The following is a 24,626-nucleotide window of genomic DNA, read 5'->3' as shown; positions in this document are numbered from 1 at the left end:
CGGTTTGCGCCGATCGATACTGGCGGGCCGGCAAACCGGCGGGGGTGTCATCGACACGGCGGAAGACGCTGCTATCGCTTGGATGAGTGACCCGGTTCGGGAGACGCGCGATGACACTCGAAACCGCCACGGCCTTGTCTTCCTCGGAGCAGAAGACGGCCCGAACGGGACTGATCGAGGCGGCCGCCGACATCGTGACCGAGCAGGGCGGACCGGGCGGCTTCGTGCGCGACCTGTTCGGCCGCGTGACACCGGAGGATCTGGCCTCCTACGACGCGGGGACTCTCGCCGATCTCGCCGCGCGCGCCCGTGCCTTCCTGGCTGAGCCGCGCCGGCCCGGTGAACCGGCGCGGTTGCGCCTCAGCGAAGGGGCCCTCGTCCGCGGTGGCCGGGCGCGCGAGATGACGATCCTCGAAGTCGTCAACGACAACCGGCCCTTCCTCCTCGACTCGACCCTCGCCGAACTGACCGAGCAGGGCCTGTCCCCGCACCTCGTCGCGCACCCGATTCTCGGCATCGAGCGGGATGGCGGCGGCGGTCTGATACGGGTCGTCGGCGAAACGACGGCCGATGCCCAGGGCAGCCTGGCGCGCGAGAGCTTCATCCACATCCACCTCGACCGGCTGGCGGCCGAGGCCGGCGAGCGGCTGCTGGACGCCCTCGCGGCGGTCTACCGGGACGTCGCTCTGGCGACCGACGATCACGACGCCATGCTGGCGCGCGTGGCGGAACTCGCGACCGATCTCGGCCGCGCCCCGACGCCGATGCCCGAAAGCGAGACCGAGGAAGCACGCGCTTTTCTGGAGTGGCTGACAGAGGGCCAGTTCCTGCTCCTCGGCATGCAGCAGCACGGTATCGACGGTGAGGGGCATCCCCTGGTCGAGGGGTCGAGCCTCGGCGTGCTGCGCGATCCCGGCGCCACGCCCCTGCGCCGGGGCCGGACCCCCGTGGACTACACCCCCGAGATTCTCGCCTTCCTGGAGGAGCCGCAGCCCCTCATCATCACGAAGGCGAGTGTGAAATCCCGCGTCCACCGCTCGGCCTTCCTGGACTATGTGGGCGTCAAGCTCTTCTCCGGGCTCGGGAAGCTGTCCGGTGAGGTGCGGATCGTCGGCCTGTTCACAGCGTCGGCCTATACCAGCCCCGCCCGCGAGGTTCCGGTCCTGCGCCGGAAGGTGGAGGCGGTGGTCCAGCGCGCCGGTCTCGACCCGACGAGCCATGCCGGGCGAAGCCTCCTCGCGGTACTGGAGAGCTATCCGCGCGACGATCTGTTCCAGATCGACATCGAGCGGCTCTACCGGTTCACCCTGGCCATCGCAGCCCTGGCCGACAGGCCGCGGGTGCGCGTGCTCTCGCGCCCGGACCGGTTCGGCCGCTTCGTGTCGCTCCTCGTCTACGTTCCGAAGGACCGCTACGATTCTGCGGTACGAGGCCGGATCGGCACCTACCTCGCCGAGGCCTATGGCGGCCGGCTGAGTGCCGCCCACCCGGACTATCCGGAGGGCTCCCTCGCCCGGATCCACTACATCATCGGCCTGTCCGACACGGGCAGCCCGGAGCAGGACCCAGCGGCCCTCGAAGCCGGCATCACCGCCCTGGTCCGGACCTGGGGCGACGCATTGCGCGAGGCGCTCGCGGAGGCTCACGGCGGCGACCAGGCGCGCATGCTGGCCGCCCGCTACGGCGACGCGTTCTCGGCCGCCTACCGGGACAATTTCCAGCCGGAGGTCGCAGTCGCCGACGTGGCGATCCTCGAGCGCCTCGGCGACAGCCAGCCGCGGGCCGTGCAGCTCGGCCGCCGACAGAGCGACTCGGCCGCGCAGGTCCGGCTGAAGGTCTTCTCGCGGGGCGCCGCCATCGCGTTGTCCGACCGGGTGCCCGGCCTGGAGAATCTCGGCTTCCGCGTCATCAACGAGCGCACCTATCGGGTCGTGCCGACAGGGGTCGAAGACGGCGCCCGAATCTGGCTGCACGACATGCTGATCGAGCGCGCCACCGGTGTCGCGATCGATCTCGACGCCCTGGAACGGCCTCTCGAGACTGCGATGCTCGCCATCGCCGACGGAACCGCGGAATCCGATGGCTACAACCGCCTCGTCCTCGAAGCCGCCCTCCCCTGGCGGGAGGCCGCCCTCCTCCGGGCGCTCGGTCGCTACCTGCGTCAGCTGCGCATCCGGTACGGACAGGACTATCTCGCCGGTACGCTGAGCCGGCATGCCGGGATCACGCGGGACATCGTCGCCTTGTTCCGCGCCCGGTTCGATCCGGCACTCGTCGGCGACAGGGCCGCCCGAGAGGCCGAGATACGCGCCGGCATCGAGACCGCGCTCGCCGAGGTCACCAGCCTCGACGACGACCGGATCCTGCGCCGGTTTGTGAACCTCGTCGAGGCCGCGGTGCGGACCAACTTCTTCCAGAGGGGTGCCGACGGCCATCCCCGCGAGACGATCAGCTTCAAGTTCGCCTGCGCCCGGGTGACGGCGATGCCGCTGCCGAGGCCCCTCTTCGAGATTTTCGTCTACGCCCCCCGCGTCGAGGGCGTGCACCTGCGCTTCGGCTATGTCGCCCGCGGCGGCCTGCGCTGGTCTGACCGGCCGGAGGATTTCCGCACCGAAATCCTCGGGCTGGTGAAGGCTCAGCAGGTGAAGAACGCCGTGATCGTGCCGGTGGGCGCCAAGGGCGGCTTCTTCCCCAAGCGCCTGCCTCCGGCGTCAGACCGCGCCGCCTGGATGCAGGAGGGCACCGAGAGCTACCGGATCTTCATCCGGACCCTCCTGGAACTCACCGACAACATCGTCGACAACGCCATCGTGCCGCCGCCGGACACGGTGCGGCACGATCCCGATGACGCCTATCTCGTGGTCGCCGCCGACAAGGGCACCGCCACGTTTTCGGACATCGCCAACGCGCTTTCCCTCGAGAAGGGTCACTGGCTGGGTGACGCCTTCGCGTCCGGCGGCAGCCAGGGCTACGACCACAAGGGCATGGGCATCACTGCCCGCGGCGCCTGGGAGGCCGTGCGCCGGCATTTCCGCGAGATCGACGTGGACGTGCAGACCGATCCGATCGCCACGGTCGGCGTCGGCGACATGTCGGGGGACGTGTTCGGCAACGGCATGCTGCTCTCGAAGAGCATCCGCCTCATCGCCGCCTTCGATCACCGCGACATCTTTCTCGATCCGGCCCCGGATGCGGCCACGAGCTTCGTCGAGCGGCGGCGGCTGTTCGATCTGGGGCGGTCCTCCTGGGCGGATTACGACAAGAGCCTGATCTCGGAGGGCGGCGGCGTGTTCTCGCGCAGCCTGAAGACGGTCCCGCTCTCCGCGGCGGTCCGGGCCGCCCTCGGTTTCGACCGCGCCGAGGCGACGCCAACCGAACTGATGCAGGCGATCCTGCGGGCGCCGGCCGACCTCCTGTGGTTCGGCGGTATCGGAACCTATGTTCGCGCGACCACCGAGACCGACGAGGATGCCGGCGATCGCGCCAACGACGCCGTCCGGATCACCGGGGCGGAGCTGCGCGCGAAGGTCGTCGGCGAAGGTGCCAATCTCGGCCTGACGCAGCGCGGACGAATCGAGGCGGCGCGCGCGGGCGTCCGGCTGAACACCGACGCCATCGACAACTCCGCCGGCGTGAACACCTCGGATGTCGAGGTGAACATCAAGATCGCCCTCATGACGCCGGAGCGGGACGGCCGGCTGAGCTACGAGGCGCGCAACGCCCTGCTCGCCGACATGACCGACGAGGTCGGACGTCTGGTCCTCCGCAACAACGAGTTGCAGACGCTCGCCCTGTCGCTCGCCCAGCGCGGCGGACTCGGCGAGACCGGCTTCGCCGTGCGGACCATGCAGGCGCTGGAGGCGGAAGGCCGCCTCGACCGGACGGTGGAGTTTCTTCCCGACGACGCGACGCTCGCCGAACGCATGCGCCGGAACGAGGGCCTGACCCGGCCGGAATACGCGGTGCTGCTCGCCTACGCGAAGCTGTCTCTGCACGACGCCATCCTCGACAGCACCGTGCCGAACGATCCCTATTTCGACCGGGAGCTGCAGCGCTACTTCCCGAAGGCCCTGCGCGAGCGCTTCCCGGACGCCGTGAAGGCACACCGCTTGCGCCGCGAGATCATCGCCACGGCGCTCGCCAACATCATCGTCAACCGCGGCGGGCCCTCGCTGGTGACACGGCTCGTGGACGGCACCGGCGCCGACGCCGCGATCATCGCCAAGGCCTACGCGATGACCCGGGACGCCTTCGGGCTGATGGAGCTGAACCTTGCCATCGACGGTCTGGCGGGCCGCGTTTCGGGGCGGGAGCAGCTCGATCTCTATGCGGAGGTGCAGGATCTGCTGCTGAACCGGATCGTCTGGTTCATCCGCAACCTCGATCTGAGCGGAGGGCTCGCCCCCATGGTCGCCCGCTACCGGGACGGCATTGCCGCCGTCGAGGCGGCGCTGCCCGAGGTGCTCGGGGATGAGGCCCGCGCAGCCATCGACGCCCGCGAGGCGGAACTAACGGGGCACGGCATGGCCCCGGCCCAGGCCCGGCGGCTGGCCTCACTCACCGCGCTCGGATCCGCACCCGATGTCGTCCGCGTCGCAGAGGCGAGTGGCCGACCGGTCGCGGAGGTGGCCGCGACCCATTTCGCCCTGGAGCATGCCTTCCGGCTCGACGATCTGGCGGCCGCGGCGCGGACTGTGCCGGTGGCCGACACGTTCGACCGCGTCGCGCTGGAGCGCGCGGTCGCCGGCATCGCCGCCGCCCATCGCAAACTCACCGCCGAGGTGGTGGCGGATCTGGGCGCGGGCCCCGACGCGGTGGAGGCTTGGGTGAAGGCGCGCGGCGCTCCGCTGGCCCGGATCCGCGACGCGGTGGACGCAATCGGTGCGTCCGGCCTCACCGTCTCCAAGGCGACCGTGGCCGCCAGCCTGCTGGGCGACCTCGTTCGGGCCGACTGATTGTTCAGGCCCCGGGCACGGAAGCCGACGCAACTTCGTGGCGACGGCGGCTGACCGCGGTGAGGACCAGGCCGAGCCCGGCGAGGGACATCGCCGCGGCGATCAACGGAAGCTCGCGGTAGCTCGCGCCGAGGGTCAGAGCGGTACCACCGATCCAGGCGCCAACGGCATTGCCGAGGTTGAATGCGCCCTGGTTGAGCGTGGAGGCGAGGTTCGGCGCATCGGTCGCGGCTTCGACAACCCAGATCTGCAGCGGCGAAACCAGCGCGAAGACGAGTCCTGACCAGAGGACCATCACGGGAACGGTCAGAACGGGATCGTGCGCGACGGCCGCCAGGGCCAGCAAGGCGGCCACGATGCCGAGGAAGCTGCCGATGATCGTCGCCATCGGACTCCGATCGGCAAGATGACCGCCGGCGAGGTTGCCGATGGTCAGGCCCAGTCCGGCCGAAAACAGCACACCCGTCACGCCACGCGGAGAGAAGCCGGACACCCCGGTCAGGAACGGTGTGATGTAGGTGAATACGGTGAAGAAGCTCACCGATGACAGGGTCGAGATCAACATCGGCCGCAAGACCGGCCAGCGGCCGAGCGCCCTGAACTCGCTGGCGAGACGGCCATGCGTTCCCGGAAGGCCGGTGGGCACACAGAGCTGGATCGCGAGGCCCGCCGCGAGGCCGATCGCCACCACCGCCCAGAAGGTCGACCGCCATCCCGCGACCTGGCCGAGGGCGGTCCCAAGGGGCACACCCAGAACGTTGGCAAGCGTCAGGCCGGCGAACATTAGCGAGACCGCCTGCGTGCGCCTCTCTCGCGGCACGAGGTCCCGCGCCACCACCGCGCCGATTCCGAAGAACGCGCCGTGGGCGAAGGCGGTCAGGACGCGCGCCGTCATCAGCAAGGCGTAGCTCGGTGCCAACGCGCAGCCGAGATTCCCTGCCAGGAACACGGCCATCAGCGCGAGAAGCGCGGTCTTGCGCGGCAGGCCCGCGGTGGCGATCGCCACGATCGGCGCCCCCACGACCACGCCCATGGCATAGCCCGACACCAGATAGCCGGCCTGCGGGATGGTGACACCGAAGCTCTGCGCCACCTCCGGGAGCAGGCCCATGATGACGAACTCGGTGGTGCCGATCCCAAACGAGGCGACGGCAAGGGCGAGGATCGGCAGAGGCAGCACGGCAAAGTCCTTCGGCACGGGCAAGATCCGATGGTGCAGAGCAGCATCGCAGCGCGTCAGCGATTGGATAGCGCCGTTGACGCGGCGCACACTTGCGCGACGCGCAGAGAGCCCGCCGGTGCAGATCGGCCTGGCCGGAGCGGAGGAGCAGGGAGTTCCCGGTGGACGGGGGCGCGCGAACACGGGTCGCTGCGGCTGGGATGCCGCACCTGCGGCTCACCCGCGCCGCGAGCTTCCGGATGGCCGGAGCCGCCTTCGATCAGGTCGAGACAGCGCCAGCCCAGCGCCGCGCTTGGCCTAGGCGTCCGTCGGAACGTGAAGTGGAGATTGCCTCGTCCGGCGCCCCGGCGCCTGTCTTGCGAGGCCAGAAGTCGCGGCGTGACCGGAGACCACCCCCGAGTGCGGCCGCGGCAATCGATCGGTGGGATCGGCTTAAAGACGATGGAGGCCAAGTAGGCCTGAACCGAGGCAGTGTCGAAGCAACGACACCGCCTCGTTGAGCCGAGGTCATTACAACACTGTCTTCGCAGACGTCAGCATCGCAAGTCAGGTAGGTAGACGGGTCCTGGCCGCGGGGGCCGCCCGAGCTGCGGGACGCGTCCGACGTGACTGAGCGATCCGGGCCACGAGATCCATCGTGCCTGAGCCTAAGTGGCACCGGCGGACATCGAGAGTCGAAGTCGCCGGCCCAGCGGAGCCACGCCAGCGCAGAAGGCAAGACTCCACCCAGCCAATCGAGCGAGGTAATCTGTGCGGCAAGCCGCTCAGTAGTCTTGTGTCATCGCCCGACACATTGATCGCAATGGATCGTTTCCGTCGATTCGGCCGACTACTCCGCCACGACCTTTTTCCGTCCGCGCGGCTTGGAAGCAGGCGCGACCACGGCTTCCGGTGTCGGCGCTGGCGCTGGCGCCCCGACGTTCTTGCGGCGCTGCTGCCCGAGGCCCAGAGCCCGAGCCAGCTCGGAGCGTTGGGCGGAGTAGCTTGCAGCGGTCATGGGATAGTCCCGCGGCAAGCCCCACTTCTCACGGTAGGCCTCGGGCGTCAGACCTCGCAACGTAAGGTGACGGCGAAGCGTCTTGTACGGCTTCCCGTCCTCGAAGCTGATGATATGATCCGCCGTGACCGACTTGCGGATCTGGGACGGGCTCATCTTTTCAACGGGCGAATTCGCGGCACGACTTTGAGTTGTCAAACCACTCAATGCCGCATGGATGCCGCCAATCAACCCGGGAAGCTCCGAAGCCGGCACGGAATTGTTCGACACATAAGCCGCCACGATATCTACCGTGAGATCGACCGACGGGCTGTGCTCGTTAGCTGCGCTGTCACTCACGATAAACTCCATGAGTACAAATCACCAAGTCGATCAATCCAGGTCGGATGCGATCGAATTCATCATAACGATAGCAGAGTATACAAAAAATCTCAATCATAATTGCGGAGGCGCGGAGAGATCGAAACCGCTCGGCGTCGATGCCAGGGGGATGCCAGGGGATGTCAGGGCGATGCCGTCGTTGACCGGGCATTAACCATGCCGTCGCTAGGGTTCGTTAACCATGCCGGCGACCCGTTTCTGGGCGGCATGATCGATGACCTTCGGACTTCGGTGCCGGAGATGTGGGCGGAGACCGGGATCAGGTGCGGACGGCGGCTGACCGGCGGAAACGGCAGAACTCGCGGCTGGCCGTCGCGGCGCTGAGCTTAACGCTCGCGACGCCGGCGCTGGCTCAACGCTTCGACGCGACGAGTCCCGTCACGGGTCAGCCCGACAATCCCGGCATCGGGCAGGAGGCGGCGCCGAACGGCCTGCCAGCCCTCAAGCGGAGCATCCCTGACGGCCTGACCCGCGATTCAGGACGCAGCTCGCTCGGCGGGGACACGACGGGCGGCGAGCAAACCGGAGGCGACAGCCTTCGGTCCCCGCTGTCGCCTCCGATACCGCGACAGACGCTGGGCCAGCCCGGCCAGTCTCAGCTCGACACTCGGATCACGACGGGCGGCCGGCGGACCGGCGGAAGCTCGACGGCTCCGGCCAACCTCGCCCCTTCGACACTCCTGCGCACCCGAGCCGCTCCCCCCCGGCGGATCGGGTCCGCGACCCGGCGCGTCACCCAGAGCGTGACGCAGGTTCCGCCCCCGGCGCTGCGGTTGTCGCCGGTGGTTCAGCAACCGGTGGTCGGCGTACCGAATCCGTCGACGGTGACGCCGATCCGGCCCCTGTTCCCTCTGCAGGCCATCGGACCGACACTCGGCCTCCTGACGCCGGGCTTCATCCTCGGCACCGACTTGGCGCGCGCGATCCCCACCGATCCAGCCTTCGCGCCCATCGGCTATCAGGTCGGCACCTTCACGGTGCTCCCGACCTTCGCACAGAGCATCGGCTACGACTCGAATCCGGACCAGACCAGCCGGCAGATCGCAAAGGGCTCGGTCGCCCTGCGCACAGACGCCACGGTCGACTTCCGCAGCAACTGGTCCTCGAGTTCCCTACAGGGTTCGCTCAGGGGTTCTTACCTCGAAACGCCGCAGAACGAGGCCGCGAGCCGCCCCACAGCGGACGGCACCGTGCGCCTGCGGATCGACGCCAACCGGGATCTGCGCATCGACGCGGAGGGACGCTTCCTGGTGGACACGCAGCGCACGTCGAGCGCCAACCTGCAGGCCCCCGCGGCGACGAGCCGGCCGCTTCTAGCTGTTTACGGCGGATCGCTGGGCGCCACGGAGACGTTCAACCGTCTGTCGGTGACGCTGCGCGGATCCATCGACCGGTCGGAATTCGACAATGCCCGCTTGGCCAATGGGACGACCATCAATCAGTCCGACCGGAACTTGAATCAGTACAGTCTCCAATTGCGCACGGCCTACGAGGTCAACCCTGATTTCAGCCCATTCATCGACCTCCTCGGCGACACCCGCGTCTACGATCGGCGGTTCGACCTGACGGGTGTGCGCCGGGATTCGGACGGCATCGCGCTCGCCTTCGGCACGAGCATCGGGCTCGCGCGCTCCGTGACGGGTGAGATCTCGGCCGGCATTCAGCATCGGACCTACGTCGACCCGACCCTCCGCGACATCAATGCGCCGTTGCTCAACGCGGCCCTGGTCTGGGCCGCAAGCCCGCTCACCACCGTCCGGCTCACCGCCGCGACGGGCGTCACCGAGACGACGATCCCGGGCTCCAGCGGCGTGCTGACCGAGGTCGCAACGCTGGAAGTGCAGCACGATCTCCTGCGCAACCTGTCGATCGTCCTGGGCGGGTCCTACCTCCGCAACGATTATCAGAACAGCACCATCCGCGAGAACGGCTTCTCGGCAACCGCGCGCGTCGACTACCACTTCACGCGCTGGCTGACTCTGCGAGGCACTTATCTCTACCAGAAATTCGACAGCACCGTCGCCGGATCGAGCTTCCAGGAGAACACGTTCCTGCTCGGATTGCGGGTGAACCCATGAGGCGCCGCTCGCATCGCGGTCGTTAGGGCCGGCGTCATCGCCTCGTCTCGCCGCGCCGTTCGAGGCCATCGAGACCAGCGCGGCTGATCCGCCGTTCAACCGCGGCGCTGGGCGAAGAAATCCTGGAGCAGGGCCGCGGCTTCACGCTCGCGGAAGCCGCCATAGACTTCCGGCGCGTGATGGCAGGTGGGCTGATCGAAGACGCGCGGGCCGTGCTCGACCCCACCGCCCTTCGGGTCCGACGCGCCGTAATAGAGCCGCCGTATCCGCGCGATGGATATGGCCCCCGCACACATCGGGCACGGTTCTAGCGTGACATAGAGATCGCAGCCGGTGAGGCGTTCCTCACCGAGGACCGCACAGGCTGCCCGGATCGCCAGGATTTCCGCGTGCGCGGTCGGGTCGTTGAGCCGCCGCGGTTGATTGTGCGCGACCGCGAGGACGATCCCGTCCCGGACCACCGCGGCGCCGACGGGGACTTCCCCGGCCTCGGCGGCGGCGCGGGCGGCGGCGAAAGCGTGATCCAGTGCGGTCAGCGCTCCGGACGATGGGCGGTCCGGACGATGGATCGGATCGGAAGCTACCATGCCCTCAAGCCCGGGCCTGCACGGAGGCGCGGCGGCGTCCCGGCCTGATCCCCGTCAATGTTAAGGGCTGGAACATTCGACCGACCGTGACCGTTTCTTGAACCATTGCGGCACCGCCGCAGGTCGAACAAGAGGACAACGCCATGAGCAGCACCACCGACAAGATCAAGGGCGTCGCCAACGAGGCTCTTGGGAAGGCCAAGCAGGGCATCGGCGACGTGACCAACAACGACAAGCTCAAGGCTGAGGGCGCGGCTCAGGAACTCAAGGGCAAGGCGCAGGGTACGGTCGGCGACGCGAAGAGCGCGGTGAAGTCGGCCACCGACAAGCTCTGAACGTCAAGCACAACCGGAACGGAACCCGCCTCGCGCGGGTTCCAGTCTTGAACTGAACCGGACTAAGCGAGGATGCCATGATCGGCTGGGCTGTCACATTTCTCGTCGTCGCTCTCGTGGCGGCGCTCCTCGGCTTCGGCGGCATCGCCGGAACGGCCATGGAAGCTGCCAAGATCGTCTTCTTCGTGGCGATCGCCCTGTTCCTGATCTCCGCCGTGTTCGGCGTGATGCGCGGTCGCTCACCCCGGATCTGACGGCACACTCGCGCATCAATCTTCGAGGCGGTCCCCATGGGCCGCCTTCGTCGTTTCAGCCTCGGCTCAACCGCACGTGCCGTCTCGCCTGGAGAGTGTGGCTCTGATAAGCGGCAGGCATGACCGATCTGCCGAACGACGATAAGCCCGAGGCGGGCGCTGCCCGCCCGGCCCCCGAGGCAAACCAGGGCCAGGGCTGGACCCCGCCGACCGATGCGGGCAGTGCCGCGGACGCCCCTGACGCTCCGAGGAAGCCGACAGCCAAGGCGAAGGCGGGTGCCAAGACTGCGCAGCCGCTGCCGGCAACCCCGACCGAGGACGAGGGCGCTATCGAGACGCCGCCCGGTGAGCGTATCGCCAAGGCTATGGCACGGGCCGGCATCGCCTCACGGCGGGATGCTGAAGCGATGATTCTCGCCGGTCGCGTCAGCGTCAACGGCGAGACGCTGACCTCCCCCGCCCGCAACGTCACCGAGAACGACCGCATCCTGATCGACGGCGAACCGATGCCGTCGCGCGAGCGGAGCCGACTGTGGATCTTCCACAAGCCTCGGGGGGTGGTGACCACGGCCCGCGATCCCGAGGGTCGCCAGACCGTCTTCGAGGCGCTGCCCGAAGAACTGCCGCGGGTCGTCGCGGTGGGACGCCTCGACATCAACACCGAGGGTCTCCTGCTCCTGACCAACGACGGCGGCTTGGCCAAGGTGATCGCGCATCCCGACACGGGCTGGCTGCGCCGGTACCGGGTCCGTGCGCACGGCGACACCGATCAGGCGCAGCTCGACAGGCTGGCCAAGGGCGTGACCATCGATGGCATGGAATACGGCCCGGTGGAGGCCACCCTCGACCGCGTCCAGGGCGACAACGTCTGGCTGACGCTCGGCCTTCGCGAAGGCAAGAACCGCGAGGTCAAGCGTATCCTTGAGCATCTCGGCCTCTCGGTGAACCGGCTGATCCGGCTGTCCTTCGGCCCGTTCCAGCTGGGCGATCTGGAGGTCGGGCTGGTGGAAGAGGTGCGCACGCGCGTGCTGAAGGACCAGCTCGGCAAGAGCCTCGCCGAACAGGCGGGCGTGGATTTCGACAGCCCGGTCCGGGAACCGATCGCGCCCTTCGGCGAATCGCGACCGGCCGACCGGGAAGCCCGGGCTGCACAACAAGCTCCATCCCGGCGCAATGCTGCGCGTCCGGCACCGACGCCTCGGGTCTCGACGGGCGGTACCGGACCCGGACCCCGCAACTCCGCGTGGCGCGACGAGGACGCGACGAAGCCGCGGGGGACGCGCATCCCCCGCCGCGGTGCGGACCCTCGTGCGGCGCAGGCCGCCGCGGCCGAGCGGGGTCGCGAACGTGTCGGCTCGATCCGCACGGGCGAGCGCCGCGTCGTCGTCGAGCGCCTGACGGCGACGCCTGCGGAGCCAGCGCCCGTCGAGAAGCCGCGGCGCCGCTTTGCCGACAAGGCCGGACAGGAACGGCCGGAGCGCAATGCCGGCCCACGCGGCGAACGCGGCACCGGCGAGTGGAAGCGCCGGGAGACAGGGCGAGACGACCGGCCGCGCGGGGATGCGCGCTTCGAGGATCGCCGCGACGGCAAGGCTGGCGATCGGCGCGAACGCGCATTCGACGCCAAGCCGGCCGACGGAGCGGCCCGAAAGGCCGGTTCGTTCCCGCCCCGGAAACCCGCCGCCGGTGGCGGCAAGCCGGCCTTCGGAGGCCCGAAGCCGGGAGGCGCACGTCCCGGTGGATCCCGTCCCGGCGGCAAGCCGGGCGGCTTCTCTGGCGGCGCGCCCGGCAAGGGCGGCGGGCGACCGGGTGGTCGTCCCGGTGCCCCGCGCGGCGGAGCCAAGCCCGGCGGTGGCCGACCGCCACGCGGGACGCGATGAGGATCGTCGGTGGCGCTTGGCGGGGCCGCAGGCTCACCACGCCGCGCACCGAAGCGATCCGGCCGACTTCGGATCGACTCCGGGAATCGCTGTTCAACGTGCTGACCCATGCCTACGAGCACGCTGTCGAGGGCGCTCAGGTTCTCGACCTGTTTGCCGGGACGGGCGCTCTCGGATTCGAGGCACTGTCGCGGGGTGCCGCCTACGCGTTGCTCGTCGATGAGGGCGCCGAAGCCCGCGCGGTGATCCGCACCAATATCGAGGCGCTCGGGGCCGAAGGCGTGACGCGCCTGTTCCGTCGGGATGCGACCCGGCTTGGGCCTGCCGCCTCGGCGGGCCCTTTCTCGCTCGTCTTCTGCGATCCACCCTACGGCAAAGATCTGGCGCCGCGCGCCCTCGAGAGCGCTGCCGCGGGCGGATGGCTCGCCCCTGGGGCTCTTGTCGTGGTCGAGGAGGCCGCAGCCGTCCAACTGGTCTGGCCCGCGGGCTTCGAATCGGTGGAACGACGCGTCTACGGCGACACGGCGGTGGCGATCGCTCGATTTGGCGCCTGAGCCCCTCTAGGGAGCTTCGACCATTTCCTCCGCGGAAACCGTCAGCTCAGCGCCGAAATGGATAGCCAGCCAGACGGTGGGAGACGCGGTCCAGTGGACCCGGTGCCAACGGTGCGGAGCGATCATCACGGCATCGCCAGCGACGAGGCGACGCGGGGCCGTCTCGTCGGCGAACAGGAGGTCGGCCGCGCCCGTCAGGACGGCGACCCACTCGGCGTGCGGCTGGTCGTAGTAGAAGCCCGGCGGACTCGCTTGCCCGGTCGAGACGATGCGCTCCACCCGGAGACCCGGGCTGGCCACCAAGACCGACACGACCTCATCGGCTGCGCCGAGCGGCAGATCGGCCAGCAGATTGGTCACGGTCGTCGGTCGTTCGGCCATGATCCATCCCCGGCAGATCTCGCGCGGCGCTGGGCTGGAGCGCCGCGCCGGCCCGATCTCACGCGTTGCGCGTTGCGGTGGGAGACTGAGGCGCCGCTTCGTCCGCCGATCGCAGCTGGCCGATCCGCGCGGCGGATTTCACCAGCGAGAGCACGTCGCGGCGCATCTGATCGTCGGCGATCTGATTGTAGGCGCGCAGGATCTCGACGGCGCCGGCAACACGAAGCAGCGCCGGGCCATTCTCCGTCGAAGCCTCGGGCTCGGGCTCGAAGAAGCTTGAGACCGGAACGCCGAGTCGCTCGGCGATTGCCTGCAGACGGCCGGCTCCGACCCGGTTCTTGCCGGTCTCGTACTTCTGGACCTGCTGGAAGCTGACACCCAATGCACTGGCCAGGGCCGACTGGCTCAATCCGTTAGCGGCCCGAAGGAACGCGATGCGGCTGCCGACCCCGTGATCAATGGCTGTCGTCTGCTTCGGCTTGGGGGTTGGGTTCGCCATCGTTGGTAGTCCGGATGTTCTTAAATGTTGGCAGGCTTGCTCGCCCGGATCCGGGGCGCCAATCACAACTGACAGGTGCAACATTGCGCCGCGAAGATCCAGACGTGACATCTGTTAGTGCCACAGGTCAGCCGCGCGTGCAACGAATGGTTACGCTTTCAAAATCTTGAGCCCGGAAGACTCCCGGGCGGGCCTCTCAATGACCACGACATGAACAACTAAACGATCATCCGCGATCATACAAAAGTGATCGAAATCGACTAGAGCCCCGCATTCGAAAACTGCAGCGCGCTATTGGGTTGCCTGCTCCACGTTGGCCCGGGAATGCCGATCCACGGGGACACGGCGTGACACACAGAGGTTCGACCCGGAAATCGCAGCCGTTCGGTCGCGATGTGTTCACGCCGCAGGACCGAGCCAGTCGGTGACGATTCGCAACTGCTCGTCGTCCAGCAATGCAGGCGCGTGGCCGCACTGGGGGATCTCGACGCGCCGTGTCGGAGGTCCCCTGCGGGTCATCTCGTCGGCGGTCGAAGCGAGGAGCAAGTCCGAATGCTCTCCGCGCAGGAGCAGGACGGGACAGGTTATGACGTCCCAGTCGCGCCACATGCTGACGCTGTAAACCCGGCCGGGCCGGAACGCGTCGCCGATCCCGGGATCGTAGTGGGGCCGCCAGCCGCCGTTCGGCTCCTGGTGGAAGCTGTACTTGGCGATGTGGCGCCATTGCTCGTCGGTGAGCGGTCCGAATGCGCCCAGCACCGTGCGCAGGCGCGACTCGCCCGAGGCCAGGTTATGGTGAAGCCGGGGCGCGTCGCGCAGGCGCGAGCCGATCTCGCGGATGGGCGCCCAGGGTAGAAACGGGCCGATATCGTTGATCACCATCCGGCGGATCGGAGAGCGTGCGGCGGCGGCCAGGACCATTCCGGTGAGGCCGCCGAGGGAGGTGCCGACCCAGTCGATCTTCCCTGGAACCCGGAGATGCGCGATGAGCGCCGCCATGTCGGCGGCGTATTGCGGCAGGCCGTAGAGTTCCGGATCCTTCAACCAGCCGCTGAGACCGCGCCCGGGCAGGTCGGGACAGACGACCCGGTAGCCCAGCTTCGCCAGCCGATAGCCGAGCGCGTCGAAGTCGCGACCCTGGCGGCTCAGGCCGTGCACGCAGATCACCACGTGCGGGCTGTCCGCTTCGCCCCATTCCACGTAAGCGATGCGATGGAAGTCGTGCGGCGCATAGGCTTGGAAATGGCCTGTCCGGAACGGCACATCGGCGCGACTCAGATCGTCGAGCCGCAGCTTCGTCTCGGGTCCGGAAACCGGCGCCGCGCCGGCGGCGGTCACGGAGTCTCCGTGCGCGCGGCGACCTCGCGGGCGAGGCGGCTGGCCGTCTGATGGAGGTCGACCATCTGGTCGGTGAGCCGACGCGCCTGCTCCTGCAGGAACGCGATGTTCAGCGCCACGACCTCGCGGGCATCGGCTGCCGCGGCAAGGCGGTCCGCGAAATCGAGGCCCGCACGGACATTCGTGTCCGAAGCCACGAGCATCCGGTGGCTGATCTCCCGCATCGCCGCCATGGTATGGACGGCGTTGTCCTCAACGGCATTGTAGAGCCGCGCGCCGGCATCGTCCCATTGCTCGCGCAACGTGCGGGCACCGGCCGCATGACGATCGGCGAGATTGTGCGCGGTCTCGCGGCTCGAGCCCATGACCGCGCGCCAGCCCTCGAAACTCTGTGCCGCCGACGCCTCGAAGGCGTTCAGCGCCATCTCGCCGGCCTCGGCGAAGCGCTCATACGCCTCGCGCGCCCGGGCGACACTGCTCTCGGCCATGGCACGGCCGGTCTCTTTGGAGACCACCGGCAGGTTGTCGTTCCCCACTGTCGTCTCCCGCAGATCGGACGATCGCATCCGGCCTCGGCCGCGCACGGCCAAGGATAGGGCATCCGACAGGGTTGTCTTCCCGTCAATCGCGCCCGGTAACAGAATCCGCGCGCGGCCCACGCTGTCACGGCAATCGCAATTGACAGGTGTGACGGCCGCGAAATCATCGTCGCACGGAGCGCACGCCACGCTCACCGCCCGCTCAGAAGGCAGCAAGTGTCGATGATGGAGACCGGACCGATCCCCGCCGAGGCTCGCGAGGCCGGCCTCCATCCGTTCGAGGTCGGGCTCGGCCGCCGGCCAGCCAACTACGTCGCGCTGACCCCGGTGAGCCTGCTGGCGCGCGCCGCCGCCGCATGCGGGGCACGGATTGCGGTCATCGACGGAAGCCGCCGCTTCACCTATGCGGACCTGTACGGGCGCTGCCGCCGCCTCGCAGCGGGCCTCGCCGGTCGGGGCATCGGATCGCTCGACACCGTCGCGATCCTGGCACCGAACGTGTCCGAGATGATCGAGGCGCATTTCGCCGTCCCGATGCTCGGCGCGGTCCTCAATCCGCTGAACACCCGTCTGGACCCGGCGACGATCGCGTTCTCGCTCCGGCACGGTGGAGCCCGGGCGCTCATCGTCGAGGCCGAGTACGCCGCGCTAGCCGCGCGGGCGCTCGGCGATTTCGCCGAGCCCGTCCTGGTGGTGGCGATCGGCGAGACCGGCATCGACGGGGCTGTGCCCTACGATTCCCTGCTCGCCGAAGGCGATCCGGACTATGCCTGGGTCGGTCCAGTGGACGAATGGCAGTCGCTCTGCCTGCTCTACACGTCGGGAACGACCGGAGATCCGAAAGGCGCCGTCTACAGCCATCGCGGCGGCTATCTCCAGGCTCTCGGCAACGCCGTGACTTTCGGGCTCACCGACGCGAGCGTGTATCTCTGGACGCTGCCGATGTTCCATTGCAGCGGCTGGTCGTATCCCTGGGCCAGCGTTGCCGCCTGCGCCACGCAGGTCTGCCTCCGGAAGGTCGAGCCGGCGGCCATCTTCCGGCTGATCGCCGAGCACCGGGTGACGCATCTGTGCGGTGCACCGATCGTCCTGTCCATGATCGCCCACGCGCCGGCCCACGACCGCGTGCCGTTCCCGCAAACGGTGCGCTGCGCGGTCGGCGGCGCGGCGCCCTCCTCGACGATCATCCGCACCATGGAGGATCTGGGCTTCCAGGTGACGCATCTCTACGGGGCCACCGAGAGCTACGGGCCCGCGACGGTCTGCCTGGCACAGCCGGATTGGGCCGACCTTCCCGAAACCGAACGATACGCCCGCATGGCCCGTCAAGGCGTGCCGCTGGCGACCCTGGAGGCCGTAAGCGTCGCCGACCCGGCGACCGACGCGCCGGTGCCGCGCGACGGCGTATCGGTCGGCGAGATCCGGCTGCGTGGCAACACGGTGATGAAAGGCTATCTCGGCAACCCGGACGCGACGGAGCAGGCGCTCGCGGGCGGCTGGTACCGGACCGGCGACCTCGCGGTCTGGCACCCGGACGGGTCGGTGGAGATCAAGGACCGGGCGAAGGACATCATCATTTCGGGCGGCGAGAACATCTCCAGCCTGGAAGTGGAGGAGGTGCTGATGCGCCACCCCGCGGTGATGCTCGCGGCCGTCGTGGCCAAGCCGGACCCGACCTGGGGCGAGAGCCCCTGCGCCTTCCTGGAGCTGAAGCCCGGCGCGACGGAACCCGCCGACCAGGAGTTGATCGCCTTCTGTCGCGAGCGGATGGCGCGCTTCAAGGTGCCGAAATCCGTCGTGTTCGGACCGTTGCCGAAGACGTCGACGGGCAAGATCCAGAAGTTCGTCCTGCGCGAGCAGGCGCGGGCTCTCTGAGCCACGCCCGTCCGGCGCGTCGGAACGGATCACGTCACCATGCAGCCCCTAGAGGCCGGAGACGAGGTGGCCCCCGTCGACCGCCACGACGCTGCCGGTCATGTAGGCGCCGGCATCCGAGGCGAGCAGCAGCAGCGGCCCATCGAGTTCCGCCGCTTCGCCCAACCGACGCTGCGGCACGCGCTTGATCAGCGCCTTGCCGGCGTCGGATTCGAAGAAGGCGTCATTCAGCTCGGTCTTGATGTAGCCCGGAGCGAGCGCGTTCACCCGAATCCCGTGGCGCGCCCATTCGAGTGCCAGACTCTTGGTGAGCTGCACCACGGCCGCCTTGGAGGCGGCGTAGGGCGCCAGTCCACCGGTCACCCGCAGCCCGAGGATCGAGGCGATGTTGACGATGCTGCCGCCCGCGCCGTGTCGGACCATGCGCCGCCCGGTTGCCTGAGCCACGAGCCAAACCCCCTTGAGGTTCGTGTCGAGCACGGCGTCCCAGTCGGCCTCGTCGAGATCGAGGGCCGGTTTCGTCGCCGTCACACCGGCATTGTTCACCAGGACCGCCACGGGTCCGAACCGCGATTCAGCGGCATCGAGCGCCCGCTCGACGCTCGCGGCGTCGGTGACGTCCATGACGACGGCATGGGCCTCTCCGCCTTCGGACGCGACGCGGGTGACGGTTTCGGCGAGGGCATCGGCCCGGCGGGCCCCCAGCGACAGGCGGGCCCCGGCGCGGGCGAGAGTTCCGGCGAAGTGACGGCCGAGGCCGCTTGAGGCACCGGTGATGAGGACGTGACGTCCGGCGAGATCGAATGGGCCCGTCATCTCAGCGCACCGACGCGACGGCCGGAGCCGCGCTCCGCTTGCGTTCGGCGTCGCGGCACGGGCCGGTGATGAGGATATCGGTCATGGCTCTGCGCCTCCCCTGCATGCACCGGCGATCCGCGGCCGCCGGCTCCCCGGTCTTCGCGCCGAGGCATCGACCGTTCTTTTGGACCGCCCCTGCCCGGTAGGCCAGCCGGACCGGCGAAGCCGTCACCTCATCGGCGGCCAAACAGCCGCTCGATATCGGCGAGCTTCAGTTCGATCGAGGTGGGACGTCCATGGTTGCACTGCCCGGAATTGGGCGTGGCTTCCATCTCGCGCAGGAGGGCGTTCATCTCCTCCGGTCGCAGCCGCCGCCCGGCGCGGATCGAGCCGTGACAGCTCATGCGCGACAGGACCGCGTCGAGGCGCCGGCCGAGCGGGCCGCCCTCCGCAGCCGGGACGCCGCCCTCCTCGTCGCCGCTGGCCTCCAGGGCGTCGAGGATGTCGGTGACGAGGTCGCGAGTCGAAGCGCCGAGCAGCACGGCCGGCACCTCGCGCACGAGCACCGCCCCCGGTCCGAAGGCCTCGATGGCGAGACCCAGCCGCTCGAGGTCCGGCGCCGCGGCGACCAGCCGGTCCGCCTCCTCGGGGCTCATCTCGACCACGTCGGGGATCAGCAAGCCCTGGCGGGCGATGCCGCCCGTTTCCCGCTCGGCCTTCATCCGCTCGTAGACGAGCCGCTCGTGCGCGGCGTGCTGATCGACGATGACGAGGCCGTCGCGGGTCTGGGCGAGGATGTAGGTTTCGTGAATCTGCGCCCGGGCCGCGCCGAGGGGATGATCCAGCGTCTCCGTCGCATCGTCGGCGACGCGGATATCGGCCTGGGGCGGTGCCGACACCGGGGCCGGATCCGGGCCCGCGAACACGGCCTGCGCAGCCTCGCCGAAGCCCGCCGGCGCGGCCGGCACAGGCTGCGGCGCCCGCCACGCGGTCTGCGGACGGTAGCCTGACGGTGCCGCGACCGACGGCGTGCCCACCGGAAACAGGCCCGGTCGCGTCGGTCGGAACAGGCTCGGGGCGGCAGCGCCGCTATGGGTCGCGAGCGGCGGACCGGCGGGGCGCAGGGCGTCGAGAGTCCGCGCGGCGCCGGTGGTGGCCGAACGGGCGCCGCCGCGCCGCAGGGCGTCGTGGATCGCGCTCACGATCAGCGCCCGCACGAGGCCCGGCTCGCGGAAGCGCACCTCGGTCTTGGCCGGGTGGACGTTGACGTCGACGCGGTCCGGGTCGCACGCGATGGAAAGGCCGAGCACCGGATGGCGGTCGGAGGCCAGGGTGTCGGCGTAGGCGCCGCGGATCGCGCCCAGCAGGAGCCGGTCGCGCACGGGGCGCCCGTTGACGGCAAGATGGATATGGGTCGCCGCGCCGCGATGATAGGTCGGCAGGCCGACATGGCCGGTCACGGCAAAGCCCTCCCGGGCCAGGGAGACCGGCAGCGCATTGGCGAAAAAATCCGGCCCCAGAACAGCGGCGAGCCGGCGCAGCTCCGCCTCGGGTCCGGTCTCCGCGGGCAGGACCAGGGGCTGCCCGGCATCGGCGCGAAGGGTGAAGCGGATCCCGGGCTGCGTCGCGGCGAGCCGGCGCAGCGTTTCGGCGACGGCGGTGTTCTCCGCCCGGTCCGATTTCAGAAACTTGAGCCGTGCCGGTGTCGCGGCGAACAACTCGGTCACTTCGATCCGGGTCCCACGCTGCGCCGGTGCCGGACGGACCTGACCCTTCAGCCCCGCCTCGACCGTCAGGCTGGCCCCGGCCTCGGCATCCGGGGTCCGGGTGACGATGGCGAGCCGCGACACCGCGCCGATCGACGGCAGCGCTTCGCCGCGGAACCCGAGGGTGGCGATCGCCGTGAGGTCGCCGCCTGGAAGCTTTGAGGTGGCGTGCCGCTCCACCGCGAGGTCAAGATCGTCCGGCGTCATGCCACGGCCGTCATCGACGACCCGGATCAGCCGCCGTCCCCCGGCCTCGATGGTGACCTCGATGGCACCGGCCCCGGCATCGATGGCATTCTCGACCAGCTCCTTCACGGCCGAGGCGGGACGCTCAACGACTTCGCCGGCCGCGATGCGATCGACGAGCACGGGGTCGAGGCGACGGACGGACGGCGCGGTCAGGGCGGTGGACATCGCCACGGAGAATAGTCCCTGCGCCGCGGTGATCCAATCACGCTGCGCAGTGCGGACTGGGAATCAGGCGCGGCGCAGCGATCCGCCCAGAGAAATCCGGCCGCCGCCGCTGCGCGTCCCCTGGCTTGTCGCCACCTGGGGCCGGCGCGACAGGTCTAACAATGCGTTGCCGACGACGCCTGCCGTCCGCCGCAGGGTGGCACCGTCGCAGGTCGACGCAACGCGAACGCCGATCGCATGGGTGTGACTGCGGCCGTAGAGCCAGACCGCGAGCCGCGCCCGGGTCGCCTCCGGGATGCCCTCAAGGAGAAAGACCGCGCCCTCAGGATCGGCCTTGATCAGGCGACCGACAACGTCCGGTGCCACCGGGCACTCGAGGGCGGGATCGTCGATGCTGAGCGTCCGGTCCTGAGTCATAGCGCCCCCTGGCAGCGTCAAGCCGTCAGCGTGGGCGGTCTTGGTTAACGAATGCTCACCGCGCGACGTCGGAAACGCAGTCCGCCTGCGAAGCCGCTCATCTTCGGCTCGCCGTGATGCAGCCCGACGCCATGCGCCCACATCTTCGGAACCCTAGTCAGTCCGTCTCCGGTGACGGTGCGGGCGCTACAACGGCCGGCGGACAACCCGGGCGATCAGCCCGATGATGCCCTCCCGGAACAGCAGCACGCAGAGCACGAACACACAGCCCTGGATGATCGTCACCCAGGCCCCGAACTGCGCGAGGTAGGTCTCCATGGTGACGATCACCAAGGCCCCCACGATCGGTCCGAAGACCGTGCCCATGCCGCCCACGAGCGTCATCAGTACGACCTCGCCGGACATCGACCAGTGCACGTCGGTGAGCGAGGCGAGCTGGAAGACGATCGCCTTGGTGGAGCCCGCGAGTCCCGCGAGGGTCGCGGAGAGGACGAAGACCGCGAGCTTGTACTGGCTCGCTCTGTAGCCGAGGGAGATCGCCCGGGGTTCGTTGTCGCGGATCGCCTTCAGCACCTGCCCGAAGGGCGAGTGGATGATCCGGTAGATCAGCAGCATCCCCGCCATGAAGATTACGGCGACGACGGCGTACATCGCCCGGTCGTCCGCGAGGCTGATCGCGCCGAACAGGTTGCCGCGGGGCACCGCCTGGATGCCGTCCTCGCCGCCGGTGAACTTCGCCTGCAGGGAGAAGAAGAACACCATCTGGGCGAGCGCCAGGGTGATCATCGAGAAGTAGATGCCCTGCCGGCGGATCGCCAGGGCGCCGAAGACCAGACCCAGCAGGGCCGCCGTCACCGTGCCGCTGAGGATCGCCAGTTCCGGCGTGAAGCCGAGCTGCTTGGCCGTGTAGGCGCAGAGGTAGCTCGCCATGCCGAAATAGGCGGCATGACCGAAGGACAGCAGGCCGCCGTAGCCGAGCAGCAGGTTGAAGGCGAGCGCGAACAGCGCGAAGCACAGCACCTTCATCAGATAGACGGGGTACAGGACGAGCGGCGCTACGATCAGCAGCAGCGCGATGCCGATGAAGATCAGGCGATGGAGCGCCTTGTCGTCCCGGCTCGTCGGGAGCGCGGCGGCGATCGGGGCGGCCTCGAGGGCGGCGGTGTCGGCCATGGGTGTCGAGCCTCAGTTCGCGGTCAGGCCGTGCGCCCGAACAGGCCGGCGGGTTTGACGAGCAGCACCAGCACCATGATCACGAAGATCACGGTGGCCGACGCCTCCGGATAGAACACCTTGGTCAGCCCCTCGACGAGGCCCAGGGCGAAGCCCGTGATCACCGACCCGATGATCGAGCCCATGCCGCCGATCACCACCACGGCGAAGACCACGATGATGATGTCGGCGCCCATGTTGGGGTTCACCGAGTAGATCGGCGCGGCGAGCACCCCGGCGAAGCCTGCGAGCGCGACGCCGAACCCGTAGGTCAGCGTCAGGAACAGCGGCACGTTCACCCCGAAGGCCTGGACGAGCGTCGGATTCTCGGTGGCGGCCCGGAGATACGCGCCGAGCTTGGTCTTCTCGATGACGAGCCAGGTGGCGATGCAGACGGTCAGCGACGCGACCACCACCCAGGCCCGGTAGTTCGGCAGGAACATGAAGGGCAGCCGCTGGCCGCCGGAGAGCTCCGCCGGGATCGCGTAGGGCAGCCCCGAGACGCCGTACTGGTCGCGGAACAGGCCCTGGATGATCAGCGCCAGCCCGAAGGTCAGCAGAAGTCCGTAGAGGTGGTCGAGCTTGTAGAGCCGGGCGATGAGCACCCGCTCCAGCACGATGCCGAAGGCGCCCACCACGAGGGGCGCGAGACCCAGCGCCCACCAGTAGCCCAGGCCCACATAGGTGAGCAGCATCCAGGCCACGAACGCGCCCATCATGTAGAGCGCGCCGTGGGCGAAGTTGATGATGTTCAGGAGCCCGAAAATGATGGCGAGCCCCAGCGACAGGATCGCGTAGAACGAGCCGTTGATCAGGCCGAGCAGCAATTGCCCGAACAGGGCCTGCGTCGGCACTCCGAAGATCGTGGTCATGGCCGTTCTCCGCGCCCCGATCCCACCGTCAACCCTTCACGAGGGGGCAATTGCCCTCGTTGAGCGGCCGGAAGACCTGATCGCCCGGGATCGTCTCGAGCTTCTTGTAAAGATCCCACTCGCCCTTCGACTCGGCGGGCTTCTTGACCTCGAACAGGTACATGTCGTGGATCTTGCGGCCGTCCGCGCGGATCACGCCCTTGCCGAACAGAGGATCGTCGGTCGGCATCGCCTTCATCTTGGCGACCGTGGCGGCGCCGTCGGTGGTGGATTTCAGCTCGGCCACCGCCTTCAGGTAATGGAGCACGTCCGAGTAGACGCCGGCATGGTTGGCGGTGGGCTTCGAGCCACCCTTCATCTGCTTGGCGAAGCGGTCCGAGAAGGCGCGGGTTTGATCGTTCAGGTCCCAGTAGAACGGCTCGGTGAGCACGAGACCCTGGGCGACCTTGGTGCCCAGCGAATGCACGTCGGAGGAGAAGACCAGAAGGCCGGCCAGCGCCTGCCCGCCCTCGGTGATGCCGAACTCGCCCGCCTGCTTGATCGCGTTGATCGTGTCGGTTCCGGCATTGGCCAGGCCGATGACCTTGGCGCCCGAGCCCTGCGCCTGAAGCAGGAAGGACGAGAAGTCCGAGGTCGGGAACGGGGTCTTCACCGAGCCCACGACCTTGCCGCCGTTCTTGGTGACGACCGCGCTGGTGTCGCGCTGAAGCGTCTGTCCGAAAACGTAATCGGCGGTCAGGAAGAACCACGTATTGCCGCCGCGCTTCACCATCGCGCCGCCGGTGCCGTTGGCCAGCGCCACAGTGTCGTAGACCCAATGGATGGTGTTGGGCGTGCATTGCGGGCCGGTCAGGTCGGCCGTGCCGGCGCCGGTATCGATGAAGACCTTGTTCTTTTCCTTGGTGACCTGGCTGATGGCCAGCGCCACCGAGGAGGTCACCCCGTCGGTGATCATGTCGACGTTGTCGCGGTCATACCATTGCCGGGCGATGGCCGCCCCGACATCCGGCTTGTTCTGGTGATCGGCCGAGACGATCTCGACCTTCAGGCCGTGAGCGTCCGGCTTGAAGTCTTCGACGGCGAGCTTCGCGGCCACGACCGAGCCCTCGCCGCTGATGTCGGAATAGGCGCCCGATCGATCGCCCAGGATGCCGATCTTCACGTTCGTCTGCGCAGCAGCGGTGCCCATCATCAGGGCGCCGGCAAGGGCGGCGAGGGTCGCGGGCCGGGCGATACGTCCGAACATTTTCGTTTCCATCCTTGTAACGGCACGGCGGATCTCCGCCAGCCGAGTATCGGGGCGCCGATTGTTGG

20 protein-coding genes are annotated in these 24,626 nt (G+C 68.9%); 7 read left to right on the top strand and 13 right to left on the bottom strand.

What is annotated here, in order from left to right; genetic code table 11:
- The first annotated feature begins 110 nt into the window (after positions 1–110).
- Positions 111–4,955: an NAD-glutamate dehydrogenase gene (locus P9K36_RS00720; protein WP_111473165.1), complete on the top strand. Its 4,845-nt coding sequence runs from the start codon at positions 111–113 to the stop codon at positions 4,953–4,955.
- 4 nt (positions 4,956–4,959) lie between these two features.
- Here the strand turns inward: P9K36_RS00720 and P9K36_RS00715 are convergent, their stop codons facing one another.
- Complete coding sequence (locus tag P9K36_RS00715; protein WP_043760578.1) at positions 4,960–6,135, bottom strand: MFS transporter; 1,176 nt, start codon at positions 6,133–6,135, stop codon at positions 4,960–4,962.
- An 829-nt stretch (positions 6,136–6,964) separates the two neighbouring features.
- Positions 6,965–7,483 carry a MucR family transcriptional regulator gene (locus tag P9K36_RS00710; protein WP_193376710.1) on the bottom strand — a complete coding sequence of 173 codons (519 nt, stop codon included), beginning with the start codon at positions 7,481–7,483 and terminating at the stop codon, positions 6,965–6,967.
- A gap of 812 nt (positions 7,484–8,295) precedes the next feature.
- Between P9K36_RS00710 and P9K36_RS00705 the strand changes: the two genes are divergently transcribed.
- Positions 8,296–9,591: an outer membrane beta-barrel protein gene (locus P9K36_RS00705; protein WP_278306475.1), complete on the top strand. Its 1,296-nt coding sequence runs from the start codon at positions 8,296–8,298 to the stop codon at positions 9,589–9,591.
- Between the two features lie 95 nt (positions 9,592–9,686).
- On the opposite strand, the gene P9K36_RS00700 is transcribed toward P9K36_RS00705, so the two are convergent.
- A complete protein-coding gene (locus P9K36_RS00700; RefSeq protein ID WP_052083505.1) occupies positions 9,687–10,178 on the bottom strand; it encodes a nucleoside deaminase in 492 nt (163 codons plus the stop codon).
- A 143-nt stretch (positions 10,179–10,321) separates the two neighbouring features.
- Here P9K36_RS00700 and P9K36_RS00695 point away from each other — a divergent pair, with 143 nt between their 5' ends.
- From P9K36_RS00695 to rsmD, 4 genes are all read left to right on the top strand, one after another.
- On the top strand, positions 10,322–10,513 hold the full coding sequence (locus P9K36_RS00695) for a CsbD family protein (RefSeq protein WP_043754943.1): 192 nt from the start codon (positions 10,322–10,324) through the stop codon (positions 10,511–10,513).
- A gap of 77 nt (positions 10,514–10,590) precedes the next feature.
- Entirely contained in the window at positions 10,591–10,767 is a 177-nt protein-coding gene (locus P9K36_RS00690) for a DUF1328 domain-containing protein (protein ID WP_043348682.1), read from the top strand.
- A 119-nt stretch (positions 10,768–10,886) separates the two neighbouring features.
- Positions 10,887–12,647 (top strand): pseudouridine synthase, encoded by a 1,761-nt coding sequence (locus P9K36_RS00685; protein WP_052083504.1) that lies wholly within the window; start codon positions 10,887–10,889, stop codon positions 12,645–12,647.
- Positions 12,644–13,201 carry a 16S rRNA (guanine(966)-N(2))-methyltransferase RsmD gene (rsmD, locus tag P9K36_RS00680; RefSeq protein WP_043754941.1) on the top strand — a complete coding sequence of 186 codons (558 nt, stop codon included), beginning with the start codon at positions 12,644–12,646 and terminating at the stop codon, positions 13,199–13,201. The genes P9K36_RS00685 and rsmD overlap by 4 nt, the downstream gene beginning before the upstream one ends.
- A gap of 6 nt (positions 13,202–13,207) precedes the next feature.
- Here rsmD and P9K36_RS00675 read toward each other — a convergent pair whose 3' ends face one another.
- The 4 genes from P9K36_RS00675 to P9K36_RS00660 form a co-directional block, all read right to left on the bottom strand.
- Positions 13,208–13,582, bottom strand: a complete 375-nt coding sequence (locus tag P9K36_RS00675; RefSeq protein ID WP_052083503.1) for a cupin domain-containing protein — start codon at positions 13,580–13,582, stop codon at positions 13,208–13,210.
- 58 nt (positions 13,583–13,640) lie between these two features.
- Entirely contained in the window at positions 13,641–14,081 is a 441-nt protein-coding gene (locus P9K36_RS00670; RefSeq protein ID WP_043754937.1) for a helix-turn-helix transcriptional regulator, read from the bottom strand.
- A gap of 399 nt (positions 14,082–14,480) precedes the next feature.
- Positions 14,481–15,419, bottom strand: a complete 939-nt coding sequence (locus tag P9K36_RS00665; protein ID WP_043754934.1) for an alpha/beta hydrolase — start codon at positions 15,417–15,419, stop codon at positions 14,481–14,483.
- Positions 15,416–15,955, bottom strand: a complete 540-nt coding sequence (locus P9K36_RS00660; protein WP_043760568.1) for a phasin family protein — start codon at positions 15,953–15,955, stop codon at positions 15,416–15,418. The genes P9K36_RS00665 and P9K36_RS00660 overlap by 4 nt, the downstream gene beginning before the upstream one ends.
- Before the next feature lie 225 nt (positions 15,956–16,180).
- Between P9K36_RS00660 and P9K36_RS00655 the strand changes: the two genes are divergently transcribed.
- On the top strand, positions 16,181–17,833 hold the full coding sequence (locus P9K36_RS00655) for an AMP-binding protein (RefSeq protein WP_043754932.1): 1,653 nt from the start codon (positions 16,181–16,183) through the stop codon (positions 17,831–17,833).
- 48 nt (positions 17,834–17,881) lie between these two features.
- Here the strand turns inward: P9K36_RS00655 and P9K36_RS00650 are convergent, their stop codons facing one another.
- The 6 genes from P9K36_RS00650 to P9K36_RS00625 form a co-directional block, all read right to left on the bottom strand.
- Positions 17,882–18,649 (bottom strand): glucose 1-dehydrogenase, encoded by a 768-nt coding sequence (locus P9K36_RS00650; protein ID WP_043380387.1) that lies wholly within the window; start codon positions 18,647–18,649, stop codon positions 17,882–17,884.
- 215 nt (positions 18,650–18,864) lie between these two features.
- Positions 18,865–20,811 carry a DNA mismatch repair endonuclease MutL gene (gene mutL / locus P9K36_RS00645; RefSeq protein WP_043754927.1) on the bottom strand — a complete coding sequence of 649 codons (1,947 nt, stop codon included), beginning with the start codon at positions 20,809–20,811 and terminating at the stop codon, positions 18,865–18,867.
- A 63-nt stretch (positions 20,812–20,874) separates the two neighbouring features.
- A complete protein-coding gene (locus P9K36_RS00640) occupies positions 20,875–21,228 on the bottom strand; it encodes a hypothetical protein (RefSeq protein ID WP_278306474.1) in 354 nt (117 codons plus the stop codon).
- A 186-nt stretch (positions 21,229–21,414) separates the two neighbouring features.
- Entirely contained in the window at positions 21,415–22,401 is a 987-nt protein-coding gene (locus P9K36_RS00635; protein ID WP_278306473.1) for a branched-chain amino acid ABC transporter permease, read from the bottom strand.
- Positions 22,402–22,424: 23 nt separating this feature from the next.
- Positions 22,425–23,312 carry a branched-chain amino acid ABC transporter permease gene (locus P9K36_RS00630; protein ID WP_278306472.1) on the bottom strand — a complete coding sequence of 296 codons (888 nt, stop codon included), beginning with the start codon at positions 23,310–23,312 and terminating at the stop codon, positions 22,425–22,427.
- 28 nt (positions 23,313–23,340) lie between these two features.
- A complete protein-coding gene (locus tag P9K36_RS00625; RefSeq protein WP_043754922.1) occupies positions 23,341–24,558 on the bottom strand; it encodes an ABC transporter substrate-binding protein in 1,218 nt (405 codons plus the stop codon).
- Between the last annotated feature and the right edge of the window lie 68 nt (positions 24,559–24,626).

The sequence above is a fragment of the Methylobacterium sp. 391_Methyba4 genome (assembly GCF_029691625.1).
Classification (GTDB): Bacteria; Pseudomonadota; Alphaproteobacteria; order Rhizobiales; family Beijerinckiaceae; genus Methylobacterium; species Methylobacterium fujisawaense.
This window is presented reverse-complemented; position numbering and strand designations above follow the sequence as displayed.

What these genes read in the sequence shown, in the direction of transcription:
- P9K36_RS00720 (WP_111473165.1), top strand. Translation starts at nt 111, where the DNA reads ATGACACTCGAAACCGCCACGGCCTTGTCTTCCTCGGAGCAGAAGACG.
- P9K36_RS00710 (WP_193376710.1), bottom strand. Translation starts at nt 7,483, where the DNA reads ATGGAGTTTATCGTGAGTGACAGCGCAGCTAACGAGCACAGCCCGTCG.
- P9K36_RS00700 (WP_052083505.1), bottom strand. Translation starts at nt 10,178, where the DNA reads ATGGTAGCTTCCGATCCGATCCATCGTCCGGACCGCCCATCGTCCGGA.
- P9K36_RS00695 (WP_043754943.1), top strand. Translation starts at nt 10,322, where the DNA reads ATGAGCAGCACCACCGACAAGATCAAGGGCGTCGCCAACGAGGCTCTT.
- P9K36_RS00690 (WP_043348682.1), top strand. Translation starts at nt 10,591, where the DNA reads ATGATCGGCTGGGCTGTCACATTTCTCGTCGTCGCTCTCGTGGCGGCG.
- P9K36_RS00685 (WP_052083504.1), top strand. Translation starts at nt 10,887, where the DNA reads ATGACCGATCTGCCGAACGACGATAAGCCCGAGGCGGGCGCTGCCCGC.
- rsmD (WP_043754941.1), top strand. Translation starts at nt 12,644, where the DNA reads ATGAGGATCGTCGGTGGCGCTTGGCGGGGCCGCAGGCTCACCACGCCG.
- P9K36_RS00675 (WP_052083503.1), bottom strand. Translation starts at nt 13,582, where the DNA reads ATGGCCGAACGACCGACGACCGTGACCAATCTGCTGGCCGATCTGCCG.
- P9K36_RS00670 (WP_043754937.1), bottom strand. Translation starts at nt 14,081, where the DNA reads ATGGCGAACCCAACCCCCAAGCCGAAGCAGACGACAGCCATTGATCAC.
- P9K36_RS00655 (WP_043754932.1), top strand. Translation starts at nt 16,181, where the DNA reads ATGATGGAGACCGGACCGATCCCCGCCGAGGCTCGCGAGGCCGGCCTC.
- P9K36_RS00650 (WP_043380387.1), bottom strand. Translation starts at nt 18,649, where the DNA reads ATGACGGGCCCATTCGATCTCGCCGGACGTCACGTCCTCATCACCGGT.
- mutL (WP_043754927.1), bottom strand. Translation starts at nt 20,811, where the DNA reads ATGTCCACCGCCCTGACCGCGCCGTCCGTCCGTCGCCTCGACCCCGTG.
- P9K36_RS00640 (WP_278306474.1), bottom strand. Translation starts at nt 21,228, where the DNA reads ATGACTCAGGACCGGACGCTCAGCATCGACGATCCCGCCCTCGAGTGC.
- P9K36_RS00635 (WP_278306473.1), bottom strand. Translation starts at nt 22,401, where the DNA reads ATGGCCGACACCGCCGCCCTCGAGGCCGCCCCGATCGCCGCCGCGCTC.
- P9K36_RS00630 (WP_278306472.1), bottom strand. Translation starts at nt 23,312, where the DNA reads ATGACCACGATCTTCGGAGTGCCGACGCAGGCCCTGTTCGGGCAATTG.
- P9K36_RS00625 (WP_043754922.1), bottom strand. Translation starts at nt 24,558, where the DNA reads ATGTTCGGACGTATCGCCCGGCCCGCGACCCTCGCCGCCCTTGCCGGC.